The organism is Streptomyces sp. MI02-7b (assembly GCF_033793585.1).
Taxonomy (GTDB): domain Bacteria; phylum Actinomycetota; class Actinomycetes; order Streptomycetales; family Streptomycetaceae; genus Actinacidiphila.
Genome location: NZ_JARAWX010000004.1, coordinates 1 through 19,441, shown reverse-complemented (window position 1 = coordinate 19,441; position 19,441 = coordinate 1). Strand labels below are relative to the sequence as shown.

Here is a 19,441-nt window from a genome sequence, read left to right as displayed (position 1 = left end):
GGGGCAGAGCATTGCTCCGAGTGACGGATACTGGGTCCTTTCCAGGATCGGCAGGGAAGGCACCCAGGTGGAGAGGGCGAACATCGGCAGGCGCGTGCTCGGCGCGCTACTGACCGTGGCCATCGGCGCGACGATAGCGGGCTGCAGCAGCACCGGCGGCCTGCGCGCGGAGCAGCGTGCCAAGGAGGCGCGGGCCAATGGCTCGGCCGTCGACACCCCGCGGTGGAAGATCGCCATGGTCACCCACGCGGGAGCCGGCGACACCTTCTGGGACATCGTCCAGAAGGGCGCCAAGCAGGCCGCCGCCAAGGACAACATCACCTTCCTGTACTCCAACAGCGACCAGGGCAAGGACCAGGCGCAGCTCGTCCAGACGGCCATCGACCAGCGCGTCGACGGCCTGGTCGTCACGCTCGCCAAGCCGGAGGCCATGAAGGACGTCGTCCTGAAGGCGGAGAAGGCCGGGATCCCGGTCGTCACCATCAACTCCGGCTCTGCCGAGTCCAAGGAGTACGGCGCCCTCGCCCACATCGGTCAGGACGAGACGATCGCCGGCGAGGCCGTCGGCGACGAGCTCAACGGCCGCGGCAAGAAGCACGTCCTGTGCGTCCTGCACGAGCAGGGCAACGTCGGCCACGAGCAGCGCTGCGCGGGTGTGAAGACCACCTTCAAGGGCACCACGGAGAACCTGTACGTCAACGGCACCAACATGCCCGACGTCCAGTCCGCCCTCCAGGCCAAGCTCCAGTCCGACCCCTCGGTGGACGCCCTCGTCACCCTGGGCGCGCCCTTCGCCGCCACCGCCGCCAAGGCCAAGGAGCAGGCGGGCAGCCGGGCGGAGGTCGACACCTTCGACCTCAACGCCCAGGTCGCCGCCGCACTGAAGGCGGGCACCATCGGTTTCGCCGTCGACCAGCAGCCCTATCTGCAGGGCTACGAGGCGATCGACCTGCTGTGGCTCCACCGCTACAACGCCGACGTCCTCGGCGGCGGCAAGCCGGTCCTCACCGGCCCGCAGATCGTCACCAAGGACGACGCGGCGGCCCTGGAGGACTACGCGAAGCGGGGCACCAGGTGAGCGCGGAAACCCTCCTGCCGCCGCGCCGGCTGACCCACCGCCTGCTGGGCCGCCCCGAACTGGGCGCGGTCGTCGGCGCCGCCGCGGTCTTCGTGTTCTTCGCGGTGTCCGCCGACTCCTTTGTGCGGCCCGAGAGCGTCGGCACCATCCTGTACGCCGCGTCCACCATCGGGATCATGGCGGTCCCGGTCGCGCTGCTGATGATCGGCGGCGAGTTCGACCTGTCGGCGGGTGTCCTGGTCACCAGCTCCGCCCTGGTGTCGTCGATGTTCAGCTACCAGATGACGGCCAACGTCTGGGTCGGCGTCGCCGTCTCGCTGCTCGTCACCCTCGCCATCGGCTTCCTCAACGGCGTCCTGCTCGTGCGCACGAAGCTGCCGAGCTTCATCGTCACGCTCGGCACCTTCCTGATGCTCACGGGCGCCAACCTGGGCCTGACCAAGCTCATCGACGGCACGGTCAGCACCAAGTCCATCGCCGACATGGAGGGCTTCTCTTCCGCCCGGGCCCTGTTCGCCTCGCACCTGACCATCGGCGACGTGGACCTCCAGGTCACCATCGCCTGGTGGGTCGCGCTGGTGGCCCTCGCGACCTGGGTGCTGCTGCGCACCCGCGCGGGCAACTGGATCTTCGCCTCGGGCGGCAACCCCGACGCCGCCCGCGCGGTCGGCGTCCCCGTCGCCCGCACCAAGATCGGGCTGTACACGGCCGTCGCCCTTTGCGCGTGGATCTCCGGGCAGCACCTGCTGTTCTCCTTCGACGTGGTGCAGTCGGGGGAAGGCGTCGGCAACGAGTTCCTGTACATCATCGCCGCGGTCATCGGCGGTTGCCTGATGACCGGCGGCCACGGCTCGGCCATCGGGTCGGCGGTCGGCGCGTTCATCTTCGGCATGACCAGCAAGGGCATCGTGTACGCGCAGTGGAACCCGGACTGGTTCAAGTTCTTCCTCGGCGCCATGCTGCTGCTGGCGACGCTGCTGAACGCGTGGGTGCGCAAGCGGGCGGAGGCGGCCAAGTGACGGCCCTGGTGAAGCTGACCGGTGTCGGCAAGTCGTACGGCAGCGTCCGCGCGCTGGAGGACGTGTCCCTGGAGGTCCACGCCGGGGAGATCACCTGCGTCCTCGGCGACAACGGCGCGGGCAAGTCCACCCTCATCAAGATCATCGCGGGGCTCCACCCGCACGACACCGGCACCTACGAGATCGAGGGCGAGGCGGTCCGCCACACCTCGCCCCGCGAGGCGCTGGACCGCGGCATCGCCACGGTCCACCAGGACCTCGCCGTCGTCCCGCTCATGCCGGTCTGGCGCAACTTCTTCCTCGGCTCGGAGCCGCGCGTCGGGCGCGGCCCCTTCAAGCGGCTCGACGTCGCCATGATGCGCGCCACCACCCGCGCGGAACTGCTGCGCATGGGCATCGACCTGACCGACGTGGACCGGCCCATCGGCACGCTCTCCGGCGGCCAGCGGCAGTCCGTCGCCATCGCGCGCGCCGTCCACTTCGGCGCGAAGGTGCTGATCCTGGACGAGCCCACGGCGGCGCTCGGCGTCAAGCAGTCCGGTGTCGTGCTCAAGTACGTCGCCGCGGCGCGGGACGCGGGCCTCGGCGTGGTGCTCATCACGCACAACCCGCACCACGCCCACCTCGTCGGCGACCGCTTCGTCCTCCTGCGCCGCGGCGCGGTGTCCGGCGCGTACACCAGGGACGGCATCTCCCTGGACGACCTGACCCGCGAGATGGCCGGGGGCAGCGACCTCGAAGCCCTCACCCACGAGCTGCGCCGCGCCACCGGCTGACGGACGTCCCGCCCGCCGGTGCAGTGGCAGGGCACCGGCGGGGCAGAAGCACCTTGTCGCGCGGCGCGAGGGGCGGCCCCCCGGGGGCGTCGAGGGCCCGCACTTAGAATCACTGAGGACCCAGCCCCGACCGCCGGAGAGACGAGCCTTGCGAGCGACCGAGCAGCAGCCCCGGACCGGAACCGCGGCGGTGAACAGATGAGCACGTACCGTGAGCGCACCTACCGCGGAGGTTCCGCGCGTTCCTCCAGCAGTTCCACCCTCCTGAGCACCGTGGGCCGCCGTGAGCGGCGTTCGCACCTCACCGCCCCGCGGGTGCCGACCGTCGGCATCGACATCGGCGGCACAAAGGTGATGGCCGGCGTCGTCGACGCGGACGGCAACATCCTGGAGAAGCTGCGCACGGAGACCCCGGACAAGAGCAAGAGCCCGAAGGTCGTCGAGGACACCATCACCGAGCTCGTCCTGGACCTGTCCGAGCGCCACGATGTGCACGCCGTCGGCATCGGCGCGGCGGGCTGGGTGGACGCCGACCGCTCCCGGGTGCTCTTCGCGCCGCACCTGGCCTGGCGGGACGAGCCGCTCAAGGACCGCCTCACCGAGCGCCTCCGCGTCCCGGTCATGGTGGACAACGACGCCAACACCGCCGCCTGGGCGGAATGGCGCTTCGGCGCGGGCCGGGGCGAGAACGACCTCGTCATGATCACGCTCGGCACCGGCATCGGCGGCGCCATCCTGGAGGACGGCCACGTCAAGCGCGGCCGCTACGGGGTGGCGGGCGAATTCGGCCACATGCAGGTGGTGCCGGGCGGCCACCGCTGCGCCTGCGGCAACCGCGGCTGCTGGGAGCAGTACAGCTCGGGCAACGCCCTGGTGCGCGAGGCCCGCGAGCTGGCGGCCGCGGACTCGCCGGTCGCCTACGGGATCATCGACCGGGTCGGCGGCCAGGTGCGGGAGATCACCGGTCCGCTCATCACGGAGCTCGCCCGTGAGGGTGACGCGATGTGCGTCGAGCTCTTCCAGGAGATCGGCCAGTGGCTGGGCGTCGGCATCGCCAATCTCGCCGCTGCCCTGGACCCTTCCTGCTTCGTCATCGGCGGCGGCGTCAGCGCGGCCGACGATCTGCTGATCGCCCCCGCCCGGGACGCGTTCCGGCGGCACCTGACCGGGCGCGGCTACCGGCCCGAAGCGCGTATCGTCAAGGCCCAGCTCGGCCCCGAGGCCGGGATGGTCGGTGCCGCGGACCTGGCACGGCTGGTCGCCCGTCGCTTCCGGCGTGCGAACCGCCGCCGGGTCGAGCGGTACGAGCGCTACGCGAAGGTTGTCGGCAAGTGAGCAGTCCCCCCATGAGGAAGCCGCCCCGCTGGGTGCAGTGGACGGTCGTCCCGCTGCTGGTCCTCGTGCCCATCTTCTACGTGATCATCTCCGCGGAGCAGAGCCGCGACGGCGGCGAGCAGAAGCAGAAGCAGGCGGCGGCCACCACGCTCACCTACCTGTGGCCCACCAAGGTGCAGCGCCGCATCTACCAGGTGCCGATTCCCGCCAGGTCGCGCCCCGTGGCCTACCTGGAGACCAACAACTGGGCGGCCAGCTCGCTCTATGTGCAGTTCACCACCAGCCAGGGCGGCCTCGACACGTTCCTGGCCCAGGTGGGGAGCAGCCGGGCCGCGCTCAAGGACGGCGAGGTGACGGTGAGCCCCAAGCAGGCGCGCACCGTGCGCTGGGCCTTCGGCTCCGGCCAGCACTGGGCCGGGGTGCGGCTCCAGCAGCACGGCGACAAGCCCGACCACGACATCACGGTCGACCTGACGAGCCCGGACGCGCCCGTGGTCTACGTCGTCTCGACCATGGACTTCGCCTGACGCCCGTGCCGGATCGGCCGGGCGGGGGGCGGTGGCACCGCCCGGCCGTTCGCTCGATAGCGTGACAAGTGTGAGCGACGAGCAGACCCCGAAGACCCTCCAGTACCGCTTCGACGGCCCCGAGGACGCCCCGGTCCTCGTACTCGGCCCCTCACTCGGCACCACCTGGCACATGTGGGACCGGCAGGTGCCCGAGCTGACGCGCCAATGGCGCGTCCTGCGGTACGACCTGCCGGGGCACGGCGGCGCGCCCGCGGATCCCTCGGCCTCGACCGCCGAACTGGCCGACCGGCTCCTGCGCACTCTCGACCAGGCCGGGATCGAGCGCTTCGGCTACGCGGGTTGCTCCTTCGGCGGTGCCATCGGGACCCAGCTGGCGCTGCGCGCCCCGCACCGTGTGGCCGCCCTCGCGCTGATCTCCTCGGCCGCCCGCTACGGCACCCCCGACGCCTGGCGTCAGCGCGGCGTGATCGTCCGGGCCAACGGGCTGGACCAGATCGCCCAGAGTGCCCCGGAGCGCTGGTTCGCCCCCGGCTTCCGCACCGCGCAGACGGCCATCGTCGACTGGGCCGTGCAGATGGTGCGCAGTACCGACCCCGAGTGCTACGTCGCCGCCTGCGAGGCCCTCGCCTCCCACGACGTCCGCGCCGACCTGGACCGGATCGCCGTCCCGGCGCTCGTGCTGAACGGCTCCGAGGACCCGGTCACGCCCCCGGCGGACGCCAGGGCGCTGGTGGCCGGGATCACCGACGCGCGGCTTGCGGTCGTCCCCGGCGCCTCGCACCTGGTGCCGGTCGAGCAGCCCGCGGCGGTGACCGAACTGCTGGTCCGCCACTTCGAGGCTCCGTGGTCCGAGCCGACCGGCACGTACACCATGGCGCCGGCCCCCACCGCGCCCGTCGCGCCCATGACCACGCCGCTGTCCGGGGCGCCCTCCCCGGTGGCACCCTTCGCCGGATCGGCGGCCGCCGCGGGCGTCCGGCCCGGCGCCTACGACGAGGGCGACCGCATCCGCCGCGAGGTGCTGGGCGACGCCCACGTCGACCGGGCCGCGCAGCAGGCCGACGGTTTCGGCGTGGACTTCGAGGACTTCGTCACCCGCTATGCCTGGGGCGAGGTCTGGAACCGGCCCGGGCTCGACCGCCGCACCCGCAGCGTGGTGAGCCTGACCGCGCTGGTGGCCGGCGGTCACCACGACGACCTGGCCGCGCACATCAGGGCGGCGCTGCGCAACGGGCTGAGCCCCGCCGAGATCGAGGAAGTGCTGCTCCAGACCGCCGTGCACTGCGGGGTTCCGGCCGCCGGCGCCGCCTTCACGGTGGCGCGCCAGGTGATCCGGGAGGAGACTCACCCGGGGGAGTGAGACCGCGCGCGGCGCCCGTATCCCGGTACTTCCCGCACCAGGACGGTGCGCCCGGCCTCGGCCATGATGGCCATGCAAAGGATCACCGCCGCGGAGGAGAGTCATGAAACTGACGAAGAGGGGCCACGCCTGCGTCCGGCTGGAGAAGGACGGGCGCGCGCTCGTCATCGACCCCGGGGCCTTCACCGAGCCGCAGGCCGCGGCCGGGGCGGAGGCGGTCCTCGTCACCCACGAGCACGCCGACCACTTCACCGAGGAGCAACTGCGCGCCGCTCTGGAGTCCAACCCCGCAGCCGAGGTCTGGACGCTGAAGAGCGTCGCGGACCAGGTCTCCGCCGCGTTCCCCGGCCGGGTGCACACCGTCGGCGAGGGGGACACCTTCAGCGCGGCGGGCTTCGACATCGAGGTGCACGGACAGCTCCACGCGGTGATCCACCCCGACATCCCGCGGATCACCAACGTCGGCTTCCTGGTCGACGGGTCCGTCTTCCACCCCGGTGACGCCCTCACCGTCCCGGGCCGTTCCGTCGAGACGGTGCTGCTGCCGGTGCAGGCACCCTGGAGCAAGGTCTCCGAGGTGATCGACTACCTGCGCGAGCTCAAGCCGGCCCGGGCCATCGACGTGCACGACGGTTTGCTGACCGATGTGGCCGCGACCCTCTACGGCCGGCTGCTCGGTCCCGACGGCCCCGGTGTGGCCGGTGCCGAGCACGGCAGGCTGGCCCCCGGCGACAGCGTCGAGCTGGGCTGACGCCCCGCGCGGAGGCGGGCGGGGCCGGTTGTCGGAGGCGGGCGGTAGATTCGGTGCCATGCGCATCGCCACCTGGAACGTCAACTCCATCACCGCCCGCCTGCCGCGGCTGCTCGCCTGGCTGGAGGACAGCACCCCGGACGTGCTGTGCGTCCAGGAGACCAAGTGCGCCGAGGCGCAGTTCCCCTTCGACGAGCTGCGCGCCCTCGGTTACGAGACCGCCGTCAACGCCACCGGCCGGTGGAACGGGGTGGCGCTGCTCTCCCGTGTCGGCCTGGAGGACGTCGTCGTCGGCCTGCCCGGCGGACCGCTGTACGAGGACGTCGAGGAGCCCCGCGCGGTGTCGGCCACCTGCGGCGCGGTCCGCGTGTGGTCGGTGTACGTGCCCAACGGCCGCGAGGTCGGCCACGACCACTACGCCTACAAGCTCCGCTGGTTCGAGGCGCTGCGTACCGCCGTCGCCGAGGACGCGGCGGCCGAGCGCCCCTTCGCCGTCCTCGGCGACTACAACGTGGCCCCCACCGACGAGGACGTGTGGGACCCCACCGTCTTCGAGGGGATGACGCACGTCACGCCGGCCGAGCGGGAGGCGCTGGCGAGCCTGCGCGAGGCGGGACTGAGCGACGTGGTGCCCCGTCCCCTCAAGTACGACCGCCCCTACACCTATTGGGACTACCGCCAGCTGGCCTTCCCCAAGAACCGCGGCATGCGCATCGACCTGGTCTACGCGAACCAGCCCTTCACCAAGGCCGTGAGCGACGCCTACGTCGACCGCGAGGAGCGCAAGGGCAAGGGCGCCTCCGACCACGCCCCGGTGGTCGTCGACCTCGACGTCTGAGCGCTGCGGGGCATCCCGACCGCGAAGCGGCCGCCGTGCCGGCGCTGGAACTCCACCCAGCCACCGCGCGGCCCGGGCGGGCAGGGCAGGTGGAGGGTGGCCGGGGCGGCCACCTCGCGCAGGTCCACCACCAGCGCCTCGTCCGGCAGTCCGGCCAGGGCGGCGGCCAGTTCCGGGTCGGCGCCGCGGCGGGCCGCGGCGACCGGGACGCCGCGCAGGTCGGGCCGGTAGGAGACCACGTGCGAGGTCTCGGCCAGCCGTTCCAGCACGGTGGCGTTGTCGGCCGAGGGGCCATGGCCTTCCAGGATCTGAGTCCCCGTGCGCTCCAGCGCCGCCAGCCCCGCGCACGCGAGCGTGGTCACCCAGGCGACCAGGGACGGCGCCACATAGGCCCAGGTCTCCTGGAACACCCCGGTCGTGGCGAACACCCGCCCCCAGGCGCCGGTGCCCGCGTCCACGTCGACGAAGAGCGTGTCCTCGCCCGCCTCGTGCAGCAGATGCGCCGAGCCGGGCGGCCCCACCGCCCAGCCGCCCGTGGCCAGCCCCCGTTCCGGCGCGAGCCGGTACTCCTCCAGCCCGCCGATCCTGACCGCGCGGACCCGCCCCACCAGGCGGCGCACCTCGGGCGGCAGCGGCACGCCCCAGCCGTCGATCTCGCCCTCGTCGGCGCCGGGGGTCAGGCGCACCGCTCCCGGCGCGCGTTCCGCCAGTTCCTCGAGCAGGCGCCAGGCGCGGTCGGCCGTCCGCAGGGCGGCCTCCCGTTCATCAGACATCCCGTGCTCCTTCTCGCACCGGGCGGCTTCACGCTATGTATTGTGCGGCAACGGAACGTATACAGCTTGCCGTTGCCGCTCCTGCCCGGCCGCGCACGGGCCACCGCCCGGGGGCGGCGCCGCGGGAATCACCCGACCGAGTCCGATACGGGGCATCCGGCCGAACACTCCTGGGGCCGGTGCGCGCGAGGGGAGCACTCGACACAGACTGTGCACGAGACTTTGAGGAAGGCGTACGACGTCACCATCCGGCTTTTCGTGCGGACGGCATACGCTGACCTGCATGGAGATCTCGTTCCTCGACAAGTGGCGCAAAAAGTACGGTGAGGTCGTGGGCACGGCCCTGACGGGGCCGGTCGTGGACGACCCCGAGGGCGTCGGTGAACTGCTCGCCGAATGCGAGCTGTTGCGCGCCCGTGCCGAGTCCGAGGGGGTCGCGCTCGACGACACTCCGGCGTCGCTGGGGAGGGTCGACCAGTTGCAGCCGCGCTGGCGCGACGACCCCGACGAGCTCTCCTGGCTCGGCAATGACGCCGGGCTCTACCTCGGCACGGTCATCGTGCGCACGGTGCCTGGCGCCGCCTGGCAGATCTGGCCCAACGGCCGCCCCGTGGTCATGCTCGCCTCGGGACGCGAGCTGGACGTCGTCGAGGCCGGCCACGACTGGGCCGAGAGCGGCACCCCCGAACTGTCGCAGGTGTACGCGGAGGCCTCGGAGCCGTAGGCCGCCGACCCCAAGGTCAGATGACGCGTTCCGCCTCGCCGAGCATGGCCTCGAAGAAGCGGTCGAAGCCGTAGAGGACCGAGCCCGGCGGGGTGGCGGAGAGCCGGTAGACCATCGAGCCGCGCGCGTCGCCGGGCCGTCCGATGACCGAGACGTAGGTGAGGCCGTCGAGCCGGACCAGCCGCCACACCGGCGTGGTCCGGTAGCGGTACACCTCCAGGCGAATCGTTCCCTCTTCGGCGAGCGCGGCAAGCATGTCCTCGGCGAACCGCAGGCTCGACACGAAGAACCGCGGCGTCTCGCCGACCTCCTCGGCGATGCGCGCCGCCGCGGGGCTCTCGGGATGGAGCAGAAGCAGTCGCAGATGCGGCACATCCGCTCGGCCCTCGCCCGTCAGCGGGCCGCGCAGCAGCGAGTCGCCGAGCGCGACCAGTCCCAGGGCCCTGACCCCCACCACGTCCACCGACTCCGCCCCCGCGGCCGCGTCGCGGATCTCGGCCGCCGCCTCCGACTTGGTCAGGGCCACGGCCGCGACACGCGGATGGTCCGTCAGATCGCCGGTGCCGTAACCGCTGAAACGCTGCGGGGCGAGCCCCAGGAGCATCCGCGCGGGGTCCGGCATGCGCAGACCCTGCGCGATCCGCTCGAAGACGTCGAGGCGCACCACCGAGCGGCGCCCGCGCACGATCTCGTTGACCCGACCCTGCAGCAGCCCCGTCGCGGCGGCGATGCGGGACTGGCTGGCGCCTCCGAACTGCTGGGCGAAGCGGAGGATCGCCCCGGCGTCACGGGAGCGCAGCGCCTCCCGTATCTCGTCCCGCTCCCACGCCCAGGACGGTATCCCGACCCCTTCGCCGGAACCCGGTTCCGACATCCACGCCTCCCGTCCACGCCACGGCAGCACCGGCGTTACCAGCGGGTATGTCGTGGTGAGAATAGCGCGGGGGTATCGCGTGCACAGCGGCTTCACGGGAATGCTCGGCGCCACCTACGAGACCTGTGAGGTGGACACATGCGGGAGAACCCGGCCGCGAGACCGCCCGCCCTGAGCCTCGCCCCCGCCTGCGGCCCGGACGAGGCGGCCGCGACGCCCCCGGACCGCGTGGACACCCGGGAGCGACGGGCCGAGCCTCCCGGCGCGCCGCGTGCCTGCACGTTCCTCGACGAGGTCTTCCTCCCGTGCGACGACCTGGCGGCCGTGCACGCCCGGCGCATCCTCTCGGCGACTCTCGACACCTGGGGCCTCGGGCACCTGCTGGGCACCGCCGAAGCCGTTCTCGCCGAACTGGTCGGCAACGCCGTGCGGCACGCCGGTGGCCGCCACCTGGGTATCACGCTGTGGCGGCGGCTGTCCCTGGTGCACCTGTCGGTGCGCGACGGCTCGCGTGCGCTGCCCTGCCTGAGGCTCGTCGGGCCGCCCCCCACCTGCCCGGAGAACGGCAGCGGTCTGCAGGCGGTCTCCTCCCTCAGCTTCCGCTGGGGCACCGAGCTTCTCCCGGCCGGCAAGCGTGTCTGGGCCGAGATCGCCGTCTGACGGGGCGTCGGGAGGTGCATGATGTGGGCATGGACTCCCTGCAGCAGATGCCCAACATCGGAGCTGTACTGGCGGAGCGCCTCCGCCGGGTCGGCGTGACGGACGCCGACGAGCTGCGGCGCCTCGGAGCGGGACGTGCCTTCGCGATGATCCGCGGAGACCTTCCCGAGGACGCGCGCAGCCACACCCTGTTCGCCTTGGAGGGCGCGATCCGCGGCACCCGCTGGACCGCCATCCCCAAGCCCGAGCGGGACGCGCTGGCCGGGCAGGTCCTGGGGGAGGGACACGCCGACGCCACCGCGGGGAGCCAGTAGCTCCGGCGCTCCCGCGTCCCCCTGTCGCGCCCGGGTCCCGTCGCGTCGGCGTTACGGCCACTGCCGTGGCACCGGGCACCGGGCGCCGTGCCGCGCTCCGGCGCGACCGCGACGTGGCACGACGCGCCTCGGGCGCCGTGGGCCGCGGACGGCGGTCACCGTGGTGTGCACTTCCTGCACAGTCATTGACTTTCGCCTCGTCCCGCGCCGAATCTGGACCGTCAGCGTTGACAGGGGGAGGGCCCGATGGCTGTCGGACGTGCGTCGATCCTGGGTGTCGCGGCTGCCGCCGCCGCACTTCTGCTCACGGCCGGGAGCGCGGTGCCGGCCGCCGCGCACGGCGGCGCCGGTCACGGACACGGCCACGGGCCGGGGCACGGGCACGGCCACCGCGACGCCTATGTGGCGCTCGGTGACTCGTACACCTCCGGGCCGCTGATCCCCACGCAGGTGGACGTCAACTGTGCCCGCTCCGACCGCAATTATCCCTCGCTGGTGGCCGGGCGACTGCGCGGCGCGGTCCTCACCGACGTGAGCTGCGGCGGCGCCACCACCGCCGAGATGTGGCAGGCCCAGGGCACCAACCCGCCGCAGCTGGACGCCCTGTCCCGTCGGACGTCCCTGGTCACCGTCCAGATCGGCGGCAATGACGTCGGCTTCGGGAGCATCATCCGCACCTGCGCCGGGGCGGCGCTCGGCGACCCCACCGGCAACCCCTGCCAGCGGTACTACTCCTCCGGCGGCAGCGACCAGCTGCGCGCGGCGATCGACGCGACCGCACCGAAGATCGACGCCGTGCTCGACGCCGTCCACCGGCGCGCCCCGCACGCCCGCGTGGTGGTCGTCGGCTACCCGGACCTGCTCCCCGACAGCGGCGTCGGCTGCCGGCCGGCCGTGCCCTTCGCCGACGGGGACTTCGCGTACCTCCGGGACACCGAGAAGCGCCTCAACGCGATGCTCGCCCGGCGCGCGAAGGCCGCCCGGGCCACCTATGTGGACACCTACACGCCGACGGTCGGGCACGACATGTGCACCGCCCCCGGTGTGCGCTGGATCGAGCCGCTGACCCCCGCCGCCCCGGCCGCCCCCGCCCATCCCAACGCGCTCGGCGAGAAGGCGATGGCCGCCGCGGTCCTGGACCGGCTGCACGTCCGCGGGTGAGACCGGCCGCACCCGCGGCCGGCCCGGTGGTCACATGATCATTCCGTGGTCGCGGTCGCCGCCGCGGCCGCGGCCGTGGCCTCCGGGCGGACGACCGGGGTGACCGCGGCCCGGGTCACGTCCGAGACGATCTCCACGACGTCCGGCCCGTACGCCTGCGAGTTGACGACCTTCAGCAGCAGGCAGAACGTCCCGTTGACGCCGTACTTGCGGGTGAGCCGGCCGTAGTGGCGTGCCAGGTAGCGCACCGCCGCCTGGTTGGTGACCGCGCGCTGTCCCGAGGCCAGGAAGACCGGGCGGCTGTTGCCGGTGTTCTCGTCGGCGGCGAGCCGGGCCAGCAGGACGTACTCGGTGGTGCCCTTGTCCATGCGGTAGGTCTCGCCGCCCACGGTCAGCGCGCCCTGGTCCGGGCCGGACTTCTCCCTGCCGACCTCGACGCCCGGCAGCATCGACCGCAGGTGGGCCGCCATGCGGTGGTTGGAGACCGGACCGCCGATGCAGAACTCGGTCCGCGCGCCGAAGCCCTGCCAGGCGGTGTCGTGCGGCAGGATCTCGGCGTTGGCCCGGCACTCCTTGATCAGCGCGGAGAGCTCGATGAGCGCGAAGACGTCGTGCCGCGCCACGCTCCACTCCCGTGCGCCCGGATCACGGTTGACCACCAGCAGGCACTCGGAACCGGCGGGCAGCCCGAAGAAGCGCTGCTTGCGGCGGAGCCGGCGGCGCCACACATAGGTGCGCACGAACCACCCCAGTGCGGCGCTCAGGCCGCTTGCGGCCAGACCCAGCACGATGTTGCGCACGTCGTCGCTCATGGGCCGCGATGGTAGTTGAGGTGTTCCTGACGAGGAACCCGGGGTCGGGTTACGCTGCCTGAACGGTCGCCCTAGTGGAGGTCCACGTATGCGTCGTCACGCCGCACGGATCCTGTCGCTGCTCACCGTCACCGCCACCGCGGCCCTGTCGGTCGCGGCGGCCCCGCCCGGCGGCCCAACCCATCACGGCCCACCGGACAAGGCACCTCTCGCCGTCGGCTACGGCGGCGCCGTCTCCAGCGTCGACCCCGACGCCTCGGCCGCCGGCATCGAGGTGCTGCGGCGCGGCGGGAACGCCGTGGACGCCGCGGTCGCCACCGCGGCCGCGCTGGGCGTCACCGAGCCGTACTCCTCCGGTATCGGCGGGGGCGGCTACTTCGTGTACTACAGCCCCGGGGACCGCAAGGTCCACACCATCGACGGCCGGGAGACCGCGCCCCGCAGCGCCACCGACCGGCTCTTCGTCGAGAACGGCCAGCCGCTGCCCTTCGACGCCGCCGTCACCAGCGGTCTCAGCGTCGGCGTCCCCGGCACGTCCGCGACCTGGGACACGGCGCTCGACGCCTGGGGCACCCGGAGCCTGGGCGAGGTGCTGAAGCCCGCGGAGCGGATCGCGCGCGACGGCTTCACCGTGGACGCCACCTTCCGCAGCCAGACCGAGGGCAATCTCGCCCGCTTCAAGGACTTCCCCGCCACCGCCGCCCTCTTCCTGCCCGGCGGGCGGCTGCCGGCCGTCGGCTCCACCCTCAAGAACCCCGATCTCGCCCGCACCTACGAGGAGTTGGGCCACAAGGGCATCTCGGCCGTCTACGACGGCGAGATCGGCGCCGACATCGTCAAGACGGTGCGCAAGCCCCCCGTCGACCCGGCCGCCACACGCGTCGTGCGGCCGGGGGACCTCACGGCACGCGACCTCGCGGCCTACCGGGCCGAGGTGCAGAAGCCGACCCGTGTCGCCTACCGCGGGCTGGACGTGTACGGCATCGCACCCTCCTCGTCCGGCGGCACCACGGTCGGCGAGGCGCTCAACATCCTGGAGCGCACCGGCAGCCTGTCCCGGCTGTCCGACGCCCAGTACCTGCACCGCTTCCTGGAGGCGAGCCGGATCTCGTTCGCCGACCGGGGGCGCTGGGTCGGTGACCCGGCCTTCGAGAAGGTCCCCACCGCCGGGCTGCTGTCCCAGCGGTTCGCCGACTCGCGCGCCTGCCTGATCAAGGACGACGCGGTGCTGACCAGCCCGCTCGCACCCGGCGACCCGGCGCACCCCGCGACCTGCGGCGCGGGCGGCACAGCCGCCCCCACCACCTACGAGGGCGAGAACACCACGCACCTGACCGTCGCCGACAAGTGGGGCGGCGTCGTCGCGTACACCCTCACCATCGAGCAGACGGGCGGCAGCGCCATCACCGTGCCCGGCCGCGGTTTCCTGCTCAACAACGAACTGACCGACTTCTCCTTCGTACCGGCGAACCCCGCGGTCCACGACCCCAACCTGCCCGGCCCCGGCAAGCGGCCGCGCTCCTCCATCTCGCCGACGATCGTGCTCAAGAACGGCAAGGTCGACTTCGCGCTGGGCTCACCGGGCGGCGCCACGATCATCACCACCGTCCTGCAGGTGCTGACCGAGCACGTCGACCGGGGCCTGCCGCTCGTCGACGCCATCGCGGCCCCGCGCGCCAGCCAGCGCAACACGGCCACGACCCAGGCAGAGGCGGCATTCCTGGCCGGTCCCGCGGCGGCGCAGCTGAAGGCGCTCGGACAGAACCTGGTGGAGGGCGCCGAGATCGGCGCGGCGACCGGCATTCAGCGGCTGCCGGACGGCCGGTGGCTGGCCGCCGCGGAGCCCGTACGCCGCGGCGGCGGATCCGCGATGGTGGTCCGGAGCAGCCGTCACTGACACCTGACGCAACAGCACATGCCGCCCGCCGTAGGGAAGATGACGGCGGGCGGCGACACGACGCGGGGGGCGTGCGCGGGCGCCCGCGCTCCTGCCGCACCCCGGGTGAAAACTCCCTGTAGCGCTCCCGTAACAGGACTGGTGTCGAATGCCAGGCGGACCACACGCTTACGCCGCCCGGCGGCGGGCAGGGAGGAGCGAACGTGGAACGCGGGGCGAGCACCCGGGCAGGCGACGCGGCGGGAGAGTTCACGCACTGGTTCCGCGGGCTGGCGGCCGCGCTGGGGGCGTCCCCCGGCTGGTACGCGGTCTTCGCCCGGCGCGACCCGGAGGCGGCCCGGGCCTACTTCGAGGGGGCCGACGTGCCCCCCTGGGACGTCGTGCGCGCCCTCATCCACGACGTCGCGGCGGTGCGCGGCGGACACGTCGGCGAAGGCGTCCTCGCACCCGCCCGGCGCCTCCACGCGGCCGCGGTCGCCGCGTACGACGCGGCACCCGGCAGCGAGCAGACCCTGCGGACCCGGCTGGACCTGATGCTCCGCGAGCGCCAGTACGCGACGCTGCGCGAACGCGACCTCGACGACGCGCTGCACCGCGCCGGACACGACCACGACCGGGCCGAGCGGACGGCGGGCGAACTCGCCTGGGCCCGAGACGACCGCGAGCGCGCCGCCGTCCGCTGCGCCGAGCTCCAGGCCCGACTCGACGCCGTCCTGGCGCGCCCCGCCGCCCCCGAGGACTGGTTCCGCGCGCCGGCGCCCCCGCCCTCCCCCGCTCCCGGTACGGGCGAGGAGCGTCCCGCGCCCGAGCCGGCCCCGCAGGCCCCCGTCCGCGGCCGCAAGGAGGGCAGGCGCGGTGGCGCCCGCTACGGCGGGGCACGCTTCGCCGGCGCGCCGGAGGCCGCCGCCGGGGAATCCCGGCCCGTCGCGGCCCCGCCCGAGGACGCGGCACACGCAGGACCGCGCGGCGCCCGTTTCGCGGGGGCCGCGGGGGAGCGGGCGCCGGCGGACGGGCGGGAGGAGTCCGGCGCCACCGAGGCGCGCGAGGCACGGGAGCACCGGGCCGCGGCGTGGGCGACCGCCGCCCGTATGGCGGAGCTGCGCCGCACGGGCCGCAGCGGCGAGGCGTACGTGCTGATGAGCCAGGCGGCCGCGGGACCGGCGGAGCGGATCCCGGAGCTCGCGGCGGCGCTGGAGCAGGCAGGGCTCGCCGCCGACGTCGCCACCCTGCTGTGGGAGCTCGCCGCCCTGCCCCCGCACCACCTGGCGACCGTCGCGGGGGCACTGGACACCGCGGGCCGGGCCGAGGACTGCCGCACGCTGCTGCACCAGGCCGCCGCGCGCCCGGCCGCCGAGGTCGCGGGCACCGCCGCGGTCCTGTGCGAGGCGCGGCTGCGGGACCGGGCGGTGACACTGCTGGTCGCCCTGGTGCGCGCCAGGACCCCGGAGACGGCGGCGGCGATCGCCGCCGAACGCCCCGACCTGACCGGCCCGCTGCTGGAGGCCGCGGGCCTGGTGTCGGCCTCGCGGCGGCGCGACGTGGTCGCAGCACTGCGCCGAGCGGGTCTGTCCGGCCGTGAAATCTGACGGGCTTCGTTGAGTAAAGGCGCCGGTATTGCCACAGTGGGCAGTGGGCTCTACGTTCTTCCCACCGCCGGATCTACGTGCGTAGACGAGCCCGCCGGTCCGGTGTGACACCGCGTCAAAGGAGCTGTCATGCCCAATGTCGTACGAGCGGCGCTCGTTCAGGCGACGTGGACCGGCGACACCGAGTCGATGATCGCCAAGCACGAGGCGCACGCCCGCGAGGCCGCCGCCCAGGGCGCCAAGGTGATCGGCTTCCAGGAGGTGTTCAACGCCCCGTACTTCTGCCAGGTGCAGGAGGCCGGGAACTACCGCTGGGCCGAGCCGGTGCCGGACGGCCCGACCGTGCGGCGGATGCAGGCCCTCGCCCGCGAGACCGGCATGGTGATGGTCGTCCCCGTCTACGAGATCGAGCAGGACGGGTTCTACTACAACACCGCGGCGGTGATCGACGCCGACGGCTCCTACCTCGGCAAGTACCGCAAGCACCACATCCCGCAGGTCAAGGGCTTCTGGGAGAAGTTCTACTTCAAGCCCGGCAACCTGGGCTGGCCGGTCTTCGACACCGCGGTCGGCAAGGTCGGCGTCTACATCTGCTACGACCGGCACTTCCCCGAGGGCTGGCGCGCCCTCGGCCTCGCCGGAGCCCAGCTCGTCTACAACCCCTCGGCCACTCATCGCGGCCTGTCGGCCTACCTCTGGAAACTGGAGCAGCCGGCGGCCGCCGTCGCCAACGAGTACTTCATCGCGGCCATCAACCGTGTCGGCCAGGAGCCGGAGTACGGCGACAACGACTTCTACGGCACTTCGTACTTCGTCGACCCGCGCGGCCAGTTCGTCGGCGAGCCCGCCTCCGGCAAGGAGGAGGAGCTGATCGTCCGCGACCTGGACTTCGACCTGATCCCCGAGGTGCGCCAGCAGTGGGCCTTCTACCGGGACCGCCGCCCGGACGCCTACGGCACCCTCACGGAGGCGTGATCGTTGATATGACCATGACCGAACGCTCACAGCAGCACGCCGCACTCCACGCCCGCCACAAGGCCGTCATGCCCCAGTGGCTGGCGACCTACTACGCCGACCCGATCGAGATCACCCACGGCGAGGGCCGGCACGTCTGGGACGCCGAGGGCCGGCAGTACCTGGACTTCTTCGGCGGCATCCTCACCACCATGACCGCCCACGCCCTGCCGGAGGTCACCGCCGCCGTCCGCGACCAGGCCGGGCGGATCCTGCACTCCTCGACGCTCTACCTGAGCTCCCAGGCCGTCGAGCTCGCCGAGCGCATCGCCGCCCTGTCCGGCATCCCGGACGCGCGGGTCTTCTTCACCACCTCCGGCACGGAGGCGAACGACACCGCGCTGCTGCTGGCCACGACCCTGCGCGGGTCCAACCAGATCCTGGCCCTGCGCAACAGCTACCACGGCCGCTCCTTCTCGGCGATCGGCATCACCGGCAACACCGCGTGGTCGCCGACCAGCCTCTCGCCGCTGCAGACGCTCTACGTGCACGGCGGCGTCCGCACCCGCGGCCCGTACGCGCACCTGTCGGACGCGGAGTTCATCGCCGCGTGCGTCGCGGACCTGGAGGACGTGCTCGGCCAGGCCAACGGCCGGGTCGCCGCCCTCATCGCCGAACCCGTGCAGGGGGTCGGCGGCTTCACCTCGGGCCCGGACGGACTGCTGGCCGCCTTCAAGCAGGTGCTCGACCGGCACGGCATCCTCTGGATCACCGACGAGGTGCAGACCGGCTGGGGCCGCACCGGCGACCACTTCTGGGGCTGGCAGGCGCACGAGGGCTCCGGCCCGCCGGACATCCTCACCTTCGCCAAGGGCGTCGGCAACGGCCTGTCCATGGGCGGCGTCGTCGCCCGGGCCGAGGTGATGGACTGCCTGACCGCCAACTCCATCTCCACCTTCGGCGGCAGCCCCATCACCACCGCCGGGGCGCTGGCCAACCTCCAGTACCTCCTCGACCACGATCTGCAGGGCAACGCCCGGCGGGTCGGCGGGCTGCTGAAGTCCCGCTTGGAGGCCATCTCCGCCGGGCTGCCGGTGGTCCGCGAGGTCCGCGGCCGCGGGCTGATGCTCGGCGTCGAACTCGCCGACGCGGCCGCCGCCGGGGTCGTCATGGAGGCGGCCCGCGAGGGCGGTCTGCTCATCGGCAAGGGAGGCCGCGCCGGCGACGCGCTGCGGATCGCCCCGCCGCTGTCGCTGACCGTCGCCGAGGCCGAGGAGGGCGCGTCCATCCTGGAAGCCGCGCTCAAGCAGGCCCAGAGCGAGACGGCCGGCGGGGCGGCCTGACGCCCCGTCCGTTCCCGGTCCGGGCGGCGTGCCGCCGCCCGGACCTCTTCCCATCGGCCGCGGACGGCACCGGATGTGACGTCGACTCACCACCCGGGGCCCGGGCGCGGCGTCCGCTCATGTCCTGCCTCCCGCATCCGTTTCATGGCATATTGTGAGCGTTCGCCTTGGGGGCGGTCACCGGAAGAAGGCTCGGGCCCGACGATCGGCGCAGCGGTATTGCCACCGTGGGTGACGGGTCGTACGTTCTTCCCACGGCCGGGGTCTACGTGCGTAGAGCCGTTCCGACATGGCATCGGGTCACCGGCGACCCCGCCCTCAGCCATGGAAGGAGTGGGAGCATGAGCCGCACCGTCATCCGCGGCGGACTGGTCGTCACCGCCGCCGACGAGATCCACGCCGACGTGCTCGTCGAGGGGGGCCGGGTCGCCGCACTCGCCGCCCACGAGTCCGATGCCGCGCGGGGCTGGACGGAGTCGGCCGACCGCGTCGTCGACGCGACCGGGAAGTACGTCATCCCCGGCGGTGTCGACGCGCACACGCACATGGAACTGCCCTTCGGCGGGACGTTCGCCTCGGACACCTTCGAGACCGGGACGCGGGCCGCCGCCTGGGGCGGGACCACGACCGTCGTGGACTTCGCCGTGCAGTCCGTC

At 73.1% G+C, this 19,441-nt stretch carries 20 protein-coding genes; 17 read left to right on the top strand and 3 right to left on the bottom strand.

Annotated elements, in window-relative coordinates; translation table 11 throughout:
• Positions 1-67: 67 nt before the first annotated feature.
• The 8 genes from PV364_RS07085 to PV364_RS07050 all read left to right on the top strand — a co-directional run bounded on the left by PV364_RS07085 (position 68) and on the right by PV364_RS07050 (position 7,687).
• Positions 68-1,078, top strand: coding sequence for a sugar ABC transporter substrate-binding protein (locus tag PV364_RS07085; protein ID WP_319658852.1), 1,011 nt, complete (start codon positions 68-70; stop codon positions 1,076-1,078).
• Positions 1,075-2,097, top strand: a complete 1,023-nt coding sequence (locus PV364_RS07080) for an ABC transporter permease (RefSeq protein WP_319658851.1) — start codon at positions 1,075-1,077, stop codon at positions 2,095-2,097. The genes PV364_RS07085 and PV364_RS07080 overlap by 4 nt, the downstream gene beginning before the upstream one ends.
• Positions 2,094-2,873: an ATP-binding cassette domain-containing protein gene (locus tag PV364_RS07075; protein WP_319658850.1), complete on the top strand. Its 780-nt coding sequence runs from the start codon at positions 2,094-2,096 to the stop codon at positions 2,871-2,873. The genes PV364_RS07080 and PV364_RS07075 overlap by 4 nt, the downstream gene beginning before the upstream one ends.
• A gap of 198 nt (positions 2,874-3,071) precedes the next feature.
• Complete coding sequence (locus tag PV364_RS07070; RefSeq protein ID WP_319658849.1) at positions 3,072-4,208, top strand: ROK family glucokinase; 1,137 nt, start codon at positions 3,072-3,074, stop codon at positions 4,206-4,208.
• 11 nt (positions 4,209-4,219) lie between these two features.
• Positions 4,220-4,735 carry a hypothetical protein gene (locus tag PV364_RS07065; protein WP_319658848.1) on the top strand — a complete coding sequence of 172 codons (516 nt, stop codon included), beginning with the start codon at positions 4,220-4,222 and terminating at the stop codon, positions 4,733-4,735.
• Between the two features lie 70 nt (positions 4,736-4,805).
• Positions 4,806-6,098 carry a 3-oxoadipate enol-lactonase gene (pcaD, locus tag PV364_RS07060; RefSeq protein ID WP_319658847.1) on the top strand — a complete coding sequence of 431 codons (1,293 nt, stop codon included), beginning with the start codon at positions 4,806-4,808 and terminating at the stop codon, positions 6,096-6,098.
• Positions 6,099-6,201: 103 nt separating this feature from the next.
• Positions 6,202-6,849 carry an MBL fold metallo-hydrolase gene (locus tag PV364_RS07055; protein ID WP_319658846.1) on the top strand — a complete coding sequence of 216 codons (648 nt, stop codon included), beginning with the start codon at positions 6,202-6,204 and terminating at the stop codon, positions 6,847-6,849.
• A gap of 58 nt (positions 6,850-6,907) precedes the next feature.
• Positions 6,908-7,687: an exodeoxyribonuclease III gene (locus PV364_RS07050; protein ID WP_319658845.1), complete on the top strand. Its 780-nt coding sequence runs from the start codon at positions 6,908-6,910 to the stop codon at positions 7,685-7,687.
• Here the strand turns inward: PV364_RS07050 and PV364_RS07045 are convergent.
• A complete protein-coding gene (locus tag PV364_RS07045; protein ID WP_319658844.1) occupies positions 7,612-8,460 on the bottom strand; it encodes a hypothetical protein in 849 nt (282 codons plus the stop codon). The two genes, PV364_RS07050 and PV364_RS07045, sit on opposite strands and share 76 nt — an antisense overlap.
• A 283-nt stretch (positions 8,461-8,743) precedes the next feature.
• On the opposite strand from PV364_RS07045, the gene PV364_RS07040 reads away from it, so the two are divergent.
• Positions 8,744-9,184, top strand: coding sequence for a DUF6278 family protein (locus PV364_RS07040; protein ID WP_319658843.1), 441 nt, complete (start codon positions 8,744-8,746; stop codon positions 9,182-9,184).
• A 16-nt stretch (positions 9,185-9,200) separates the two neighbouring features.
• Here PV364_RS07040 and PV364_RS07035 read toward each other — a convergent pair whose 3' ends face one another.
• Positions 9,201-10,058, bottom strand: a complete 858-nt coding sequence (locus PV364_RS07035) for a helix-turn-helix domain-containing protein (RefSeq protein WP_319658842.1) — start codon at positions 10,056-10,058, stop codon at positions 9,201-9,203.
• Between the two features lie 138 nt (positions 10,059-10,196).
• On the opposite strand from PV364_RS07035, the gene PV364_RS07030 reads away from it, so the two are divergent.
• The 3 genes from PV364_RS07030 (at position 10,197) to PV364_RS07020 (ending at position 12,193) form a co-directional block, all read left to right on the top strand.
• A complete protein-coding gene (locus PV364_RS07030) occupies positions 10,197-10,718 on the top strand; it encodes an ATP-binding protein (RefSeq protein WP_319658841.1) in 522 nt (173 codons plus the stop codon).
• A 29-nt stretch (positions 10,719-10,747) separates the two neighbouring features.
• Positions 10,748-11,032 (top strand): TfoX/Sxy family DNA transformation protein, encoded by a 285-nt coding sequence (locus PV364_RS07025; protein WP_319658840.1) that lies wholly within the window; start codon positions 10,748-10,750, stop codon positions 11,030-11,032.
• Between the two features lie 246 nt (positions 11,033-11,278).
• Positions 11,279-12,193, top strand: coding sequence for an SGNH/GDSL hydrolase family protein (locus PV364_RS07020; protein ID WP_319658839.1), 915 nt, complete (start codon positions 11,279-11,281; stop codon positions 12,191-12,193).
• A 38-nt stretch (positions 12,194-12,231) separates the two neighbouring features.
• Here PV364_RS07020 and PV364_RS07015 read toward each other — a convergent pair whose 3' ends face one another.
• On the bottom strand, positions 12,232-13,005 hold the full coding sequence (locus tag PV364_RS07015; protein WP_319658838.1) for a hypothetical protein: 774 nt from the start codon (positions 13,003-13,005) through the stop codon (positions 12,232-12,234).
• 88 nt (positions 13,006-13,093) lie between these two features.
• Between PV364_RS07015 and ggt the strand changes: the two genes are divergently transcribed.
• From ggt to PV364_RS06990, 5 genes are all read left to right on the top strand, one after another.
• Positions 13,094-14,902, top strand: a complete 1,809-nt coding sequence (gene ggt, locus PV364_RS07010; protein WP_319658837.1) for a gamma-glutamyltransferase — start codon at positions 13,094-13,096, stop codon at positions 14,900-14,902.
• Positions 14,903-15,105: 203 nt separating this feature from the next.
• Positions 15,106-16,488, top strand: a complete 1,383-nt coding sequence (locus PV364_RS07005; RefSeq protein ID WP_319658836.1) for a hypothetical protein — start codon at positions 15,106-15,108, stop codon at positions 16,486-16,488.
• A gap of 129 nt (positions 16,489-16,617) precedes the next feature.
• Positions 16,618-17,463 (top strand): nitrilase-related carbon-nitrogen hydrolase, encoded by an 846-nt coding sequence (locus tag PV364_RS07000; protein ID WP_319658835.1) that lies wholly within the window; start codon positions 16,618-16,620, stop codon positions 17,461-17,463.
• A 14-nt stretch (positions 17,464-17,477) separates the two neighbouring features.
• A complete protein-coding gene (locus PV364_RS06995; RefSeq protein WP_319658834.1) occupies positions 17,478-18,785 on the top strand; it encodes an aspartate aminotransferase family protein in 1,308 nt (435 codons plus the stop codon).
• Positions 18,786-19,126: 341 nt separating this feature from the next.
• On the top strand, positions 19,127-19,441 hold a 315-nt coding region (locus tag PV364_RS06990; RefSeq protein WP_319658833.1), incomplete at its 3' end, for an amidohydrolase family protein.

Bases quoted from the DNA above. Each gene is read 5' to 3' on its own strand.
- PV364_RS07030 (WP_319658841.1), top strand. From the start codon at position 10,197: ATGCGGGAGAACCCGGCCGCGAGACCGCCCGCCCTGAGCCTCGCCCCC.
- PV364_RS07000 (WP_319658835.1), top strand. From the start codon at position 16,618: ATGCCCAATGTCGTACGAGCGGCGCTCGTTCAGGCGACGTGGACCGGC.
- PV364_RS07035 (WP_319658842.1), bottom strand. From the start codon at position 10,058: ATGTCGGAACCGGGTTCCGGCGAAGGGGTCGGGATACCGTCCTGGGCG.
- PV364_RS07040 (WP_319658843.1), top strand. From the start codon at position 8,744: ATGGAGATCTCGTTCCTCGACAAGTGGCGCAAAAAGTACGGTGAGGTC.
- PV364_RS07020 (WP_319658839.1), top strand. From the start codon at position 11,279: ATGGCTGTCGGACGTGCGTCGATCCTGGGTGTCGCGGCTGCCGCCGCC.
- PV364_RS07055 (WP_319658846.1), top strand. From the start codon at position 6,202: ATGAAACTGACGAAGAGGGGCCACGCCTGCGTCCGGCTGGAGAAGGAC.
- PV364_RS07025 (WP_319658840.1), top strand. From the start codon at position 10,748: ATGGACTCCCTGCAGCAGATGCCCAACATCGGAGCTGTACTGGCGGAG.
- PV364_RS07065 (WP_319658848.1), top strand. From the start codon at position 4,220: ATGAGGAAGCCGCCCCGCTGGGTGCAGTGGACGGTCGTCCCGCTGCTG.
- PV364_RS06995 (WP_319658834.1), top strand. From the start codon at position 17,478: ATGACCGAACGCTCACAGCAGCACGCCGCACTCCACGCCCGCCACAAG.
- PV364_RS07015 (WP_319658838.1), bottom strand. From the start codon at position 13,005: ATGAGCGACGACGTGCGCAACATCGTGCTGGGTCTGGCCGCAAGCGGC.
- PV364_RS07045 (WP_319658844.1), bottom strand. From the start codon at position 8,460: ATGTCTGATGAACGGGAGGCCGCCCTGCGGACGGCCGACCGCGCCTGG.
- ggt (WP_319658837.1), top strand. From the start codon at position 13,094: ATGCGTCGTCACGCCGCACGGATCCTGTCGCTGCTCACCGTCACCGCC.
- PV364_RS07070 (WP_319658849.1), top strand. From the start codon at position 3,072: ATGAGCACGTACCGTGAGCGCACCTACCGCGGAGGTTCCGCGCGTTCC.
- PV364_RS07050 (WP_319658845.1), top strand. From the start codon at position 6,908: ATGCGCATCGCCACCTGGAACGTCAACTCCATCACCGCCCGCCTGCCG.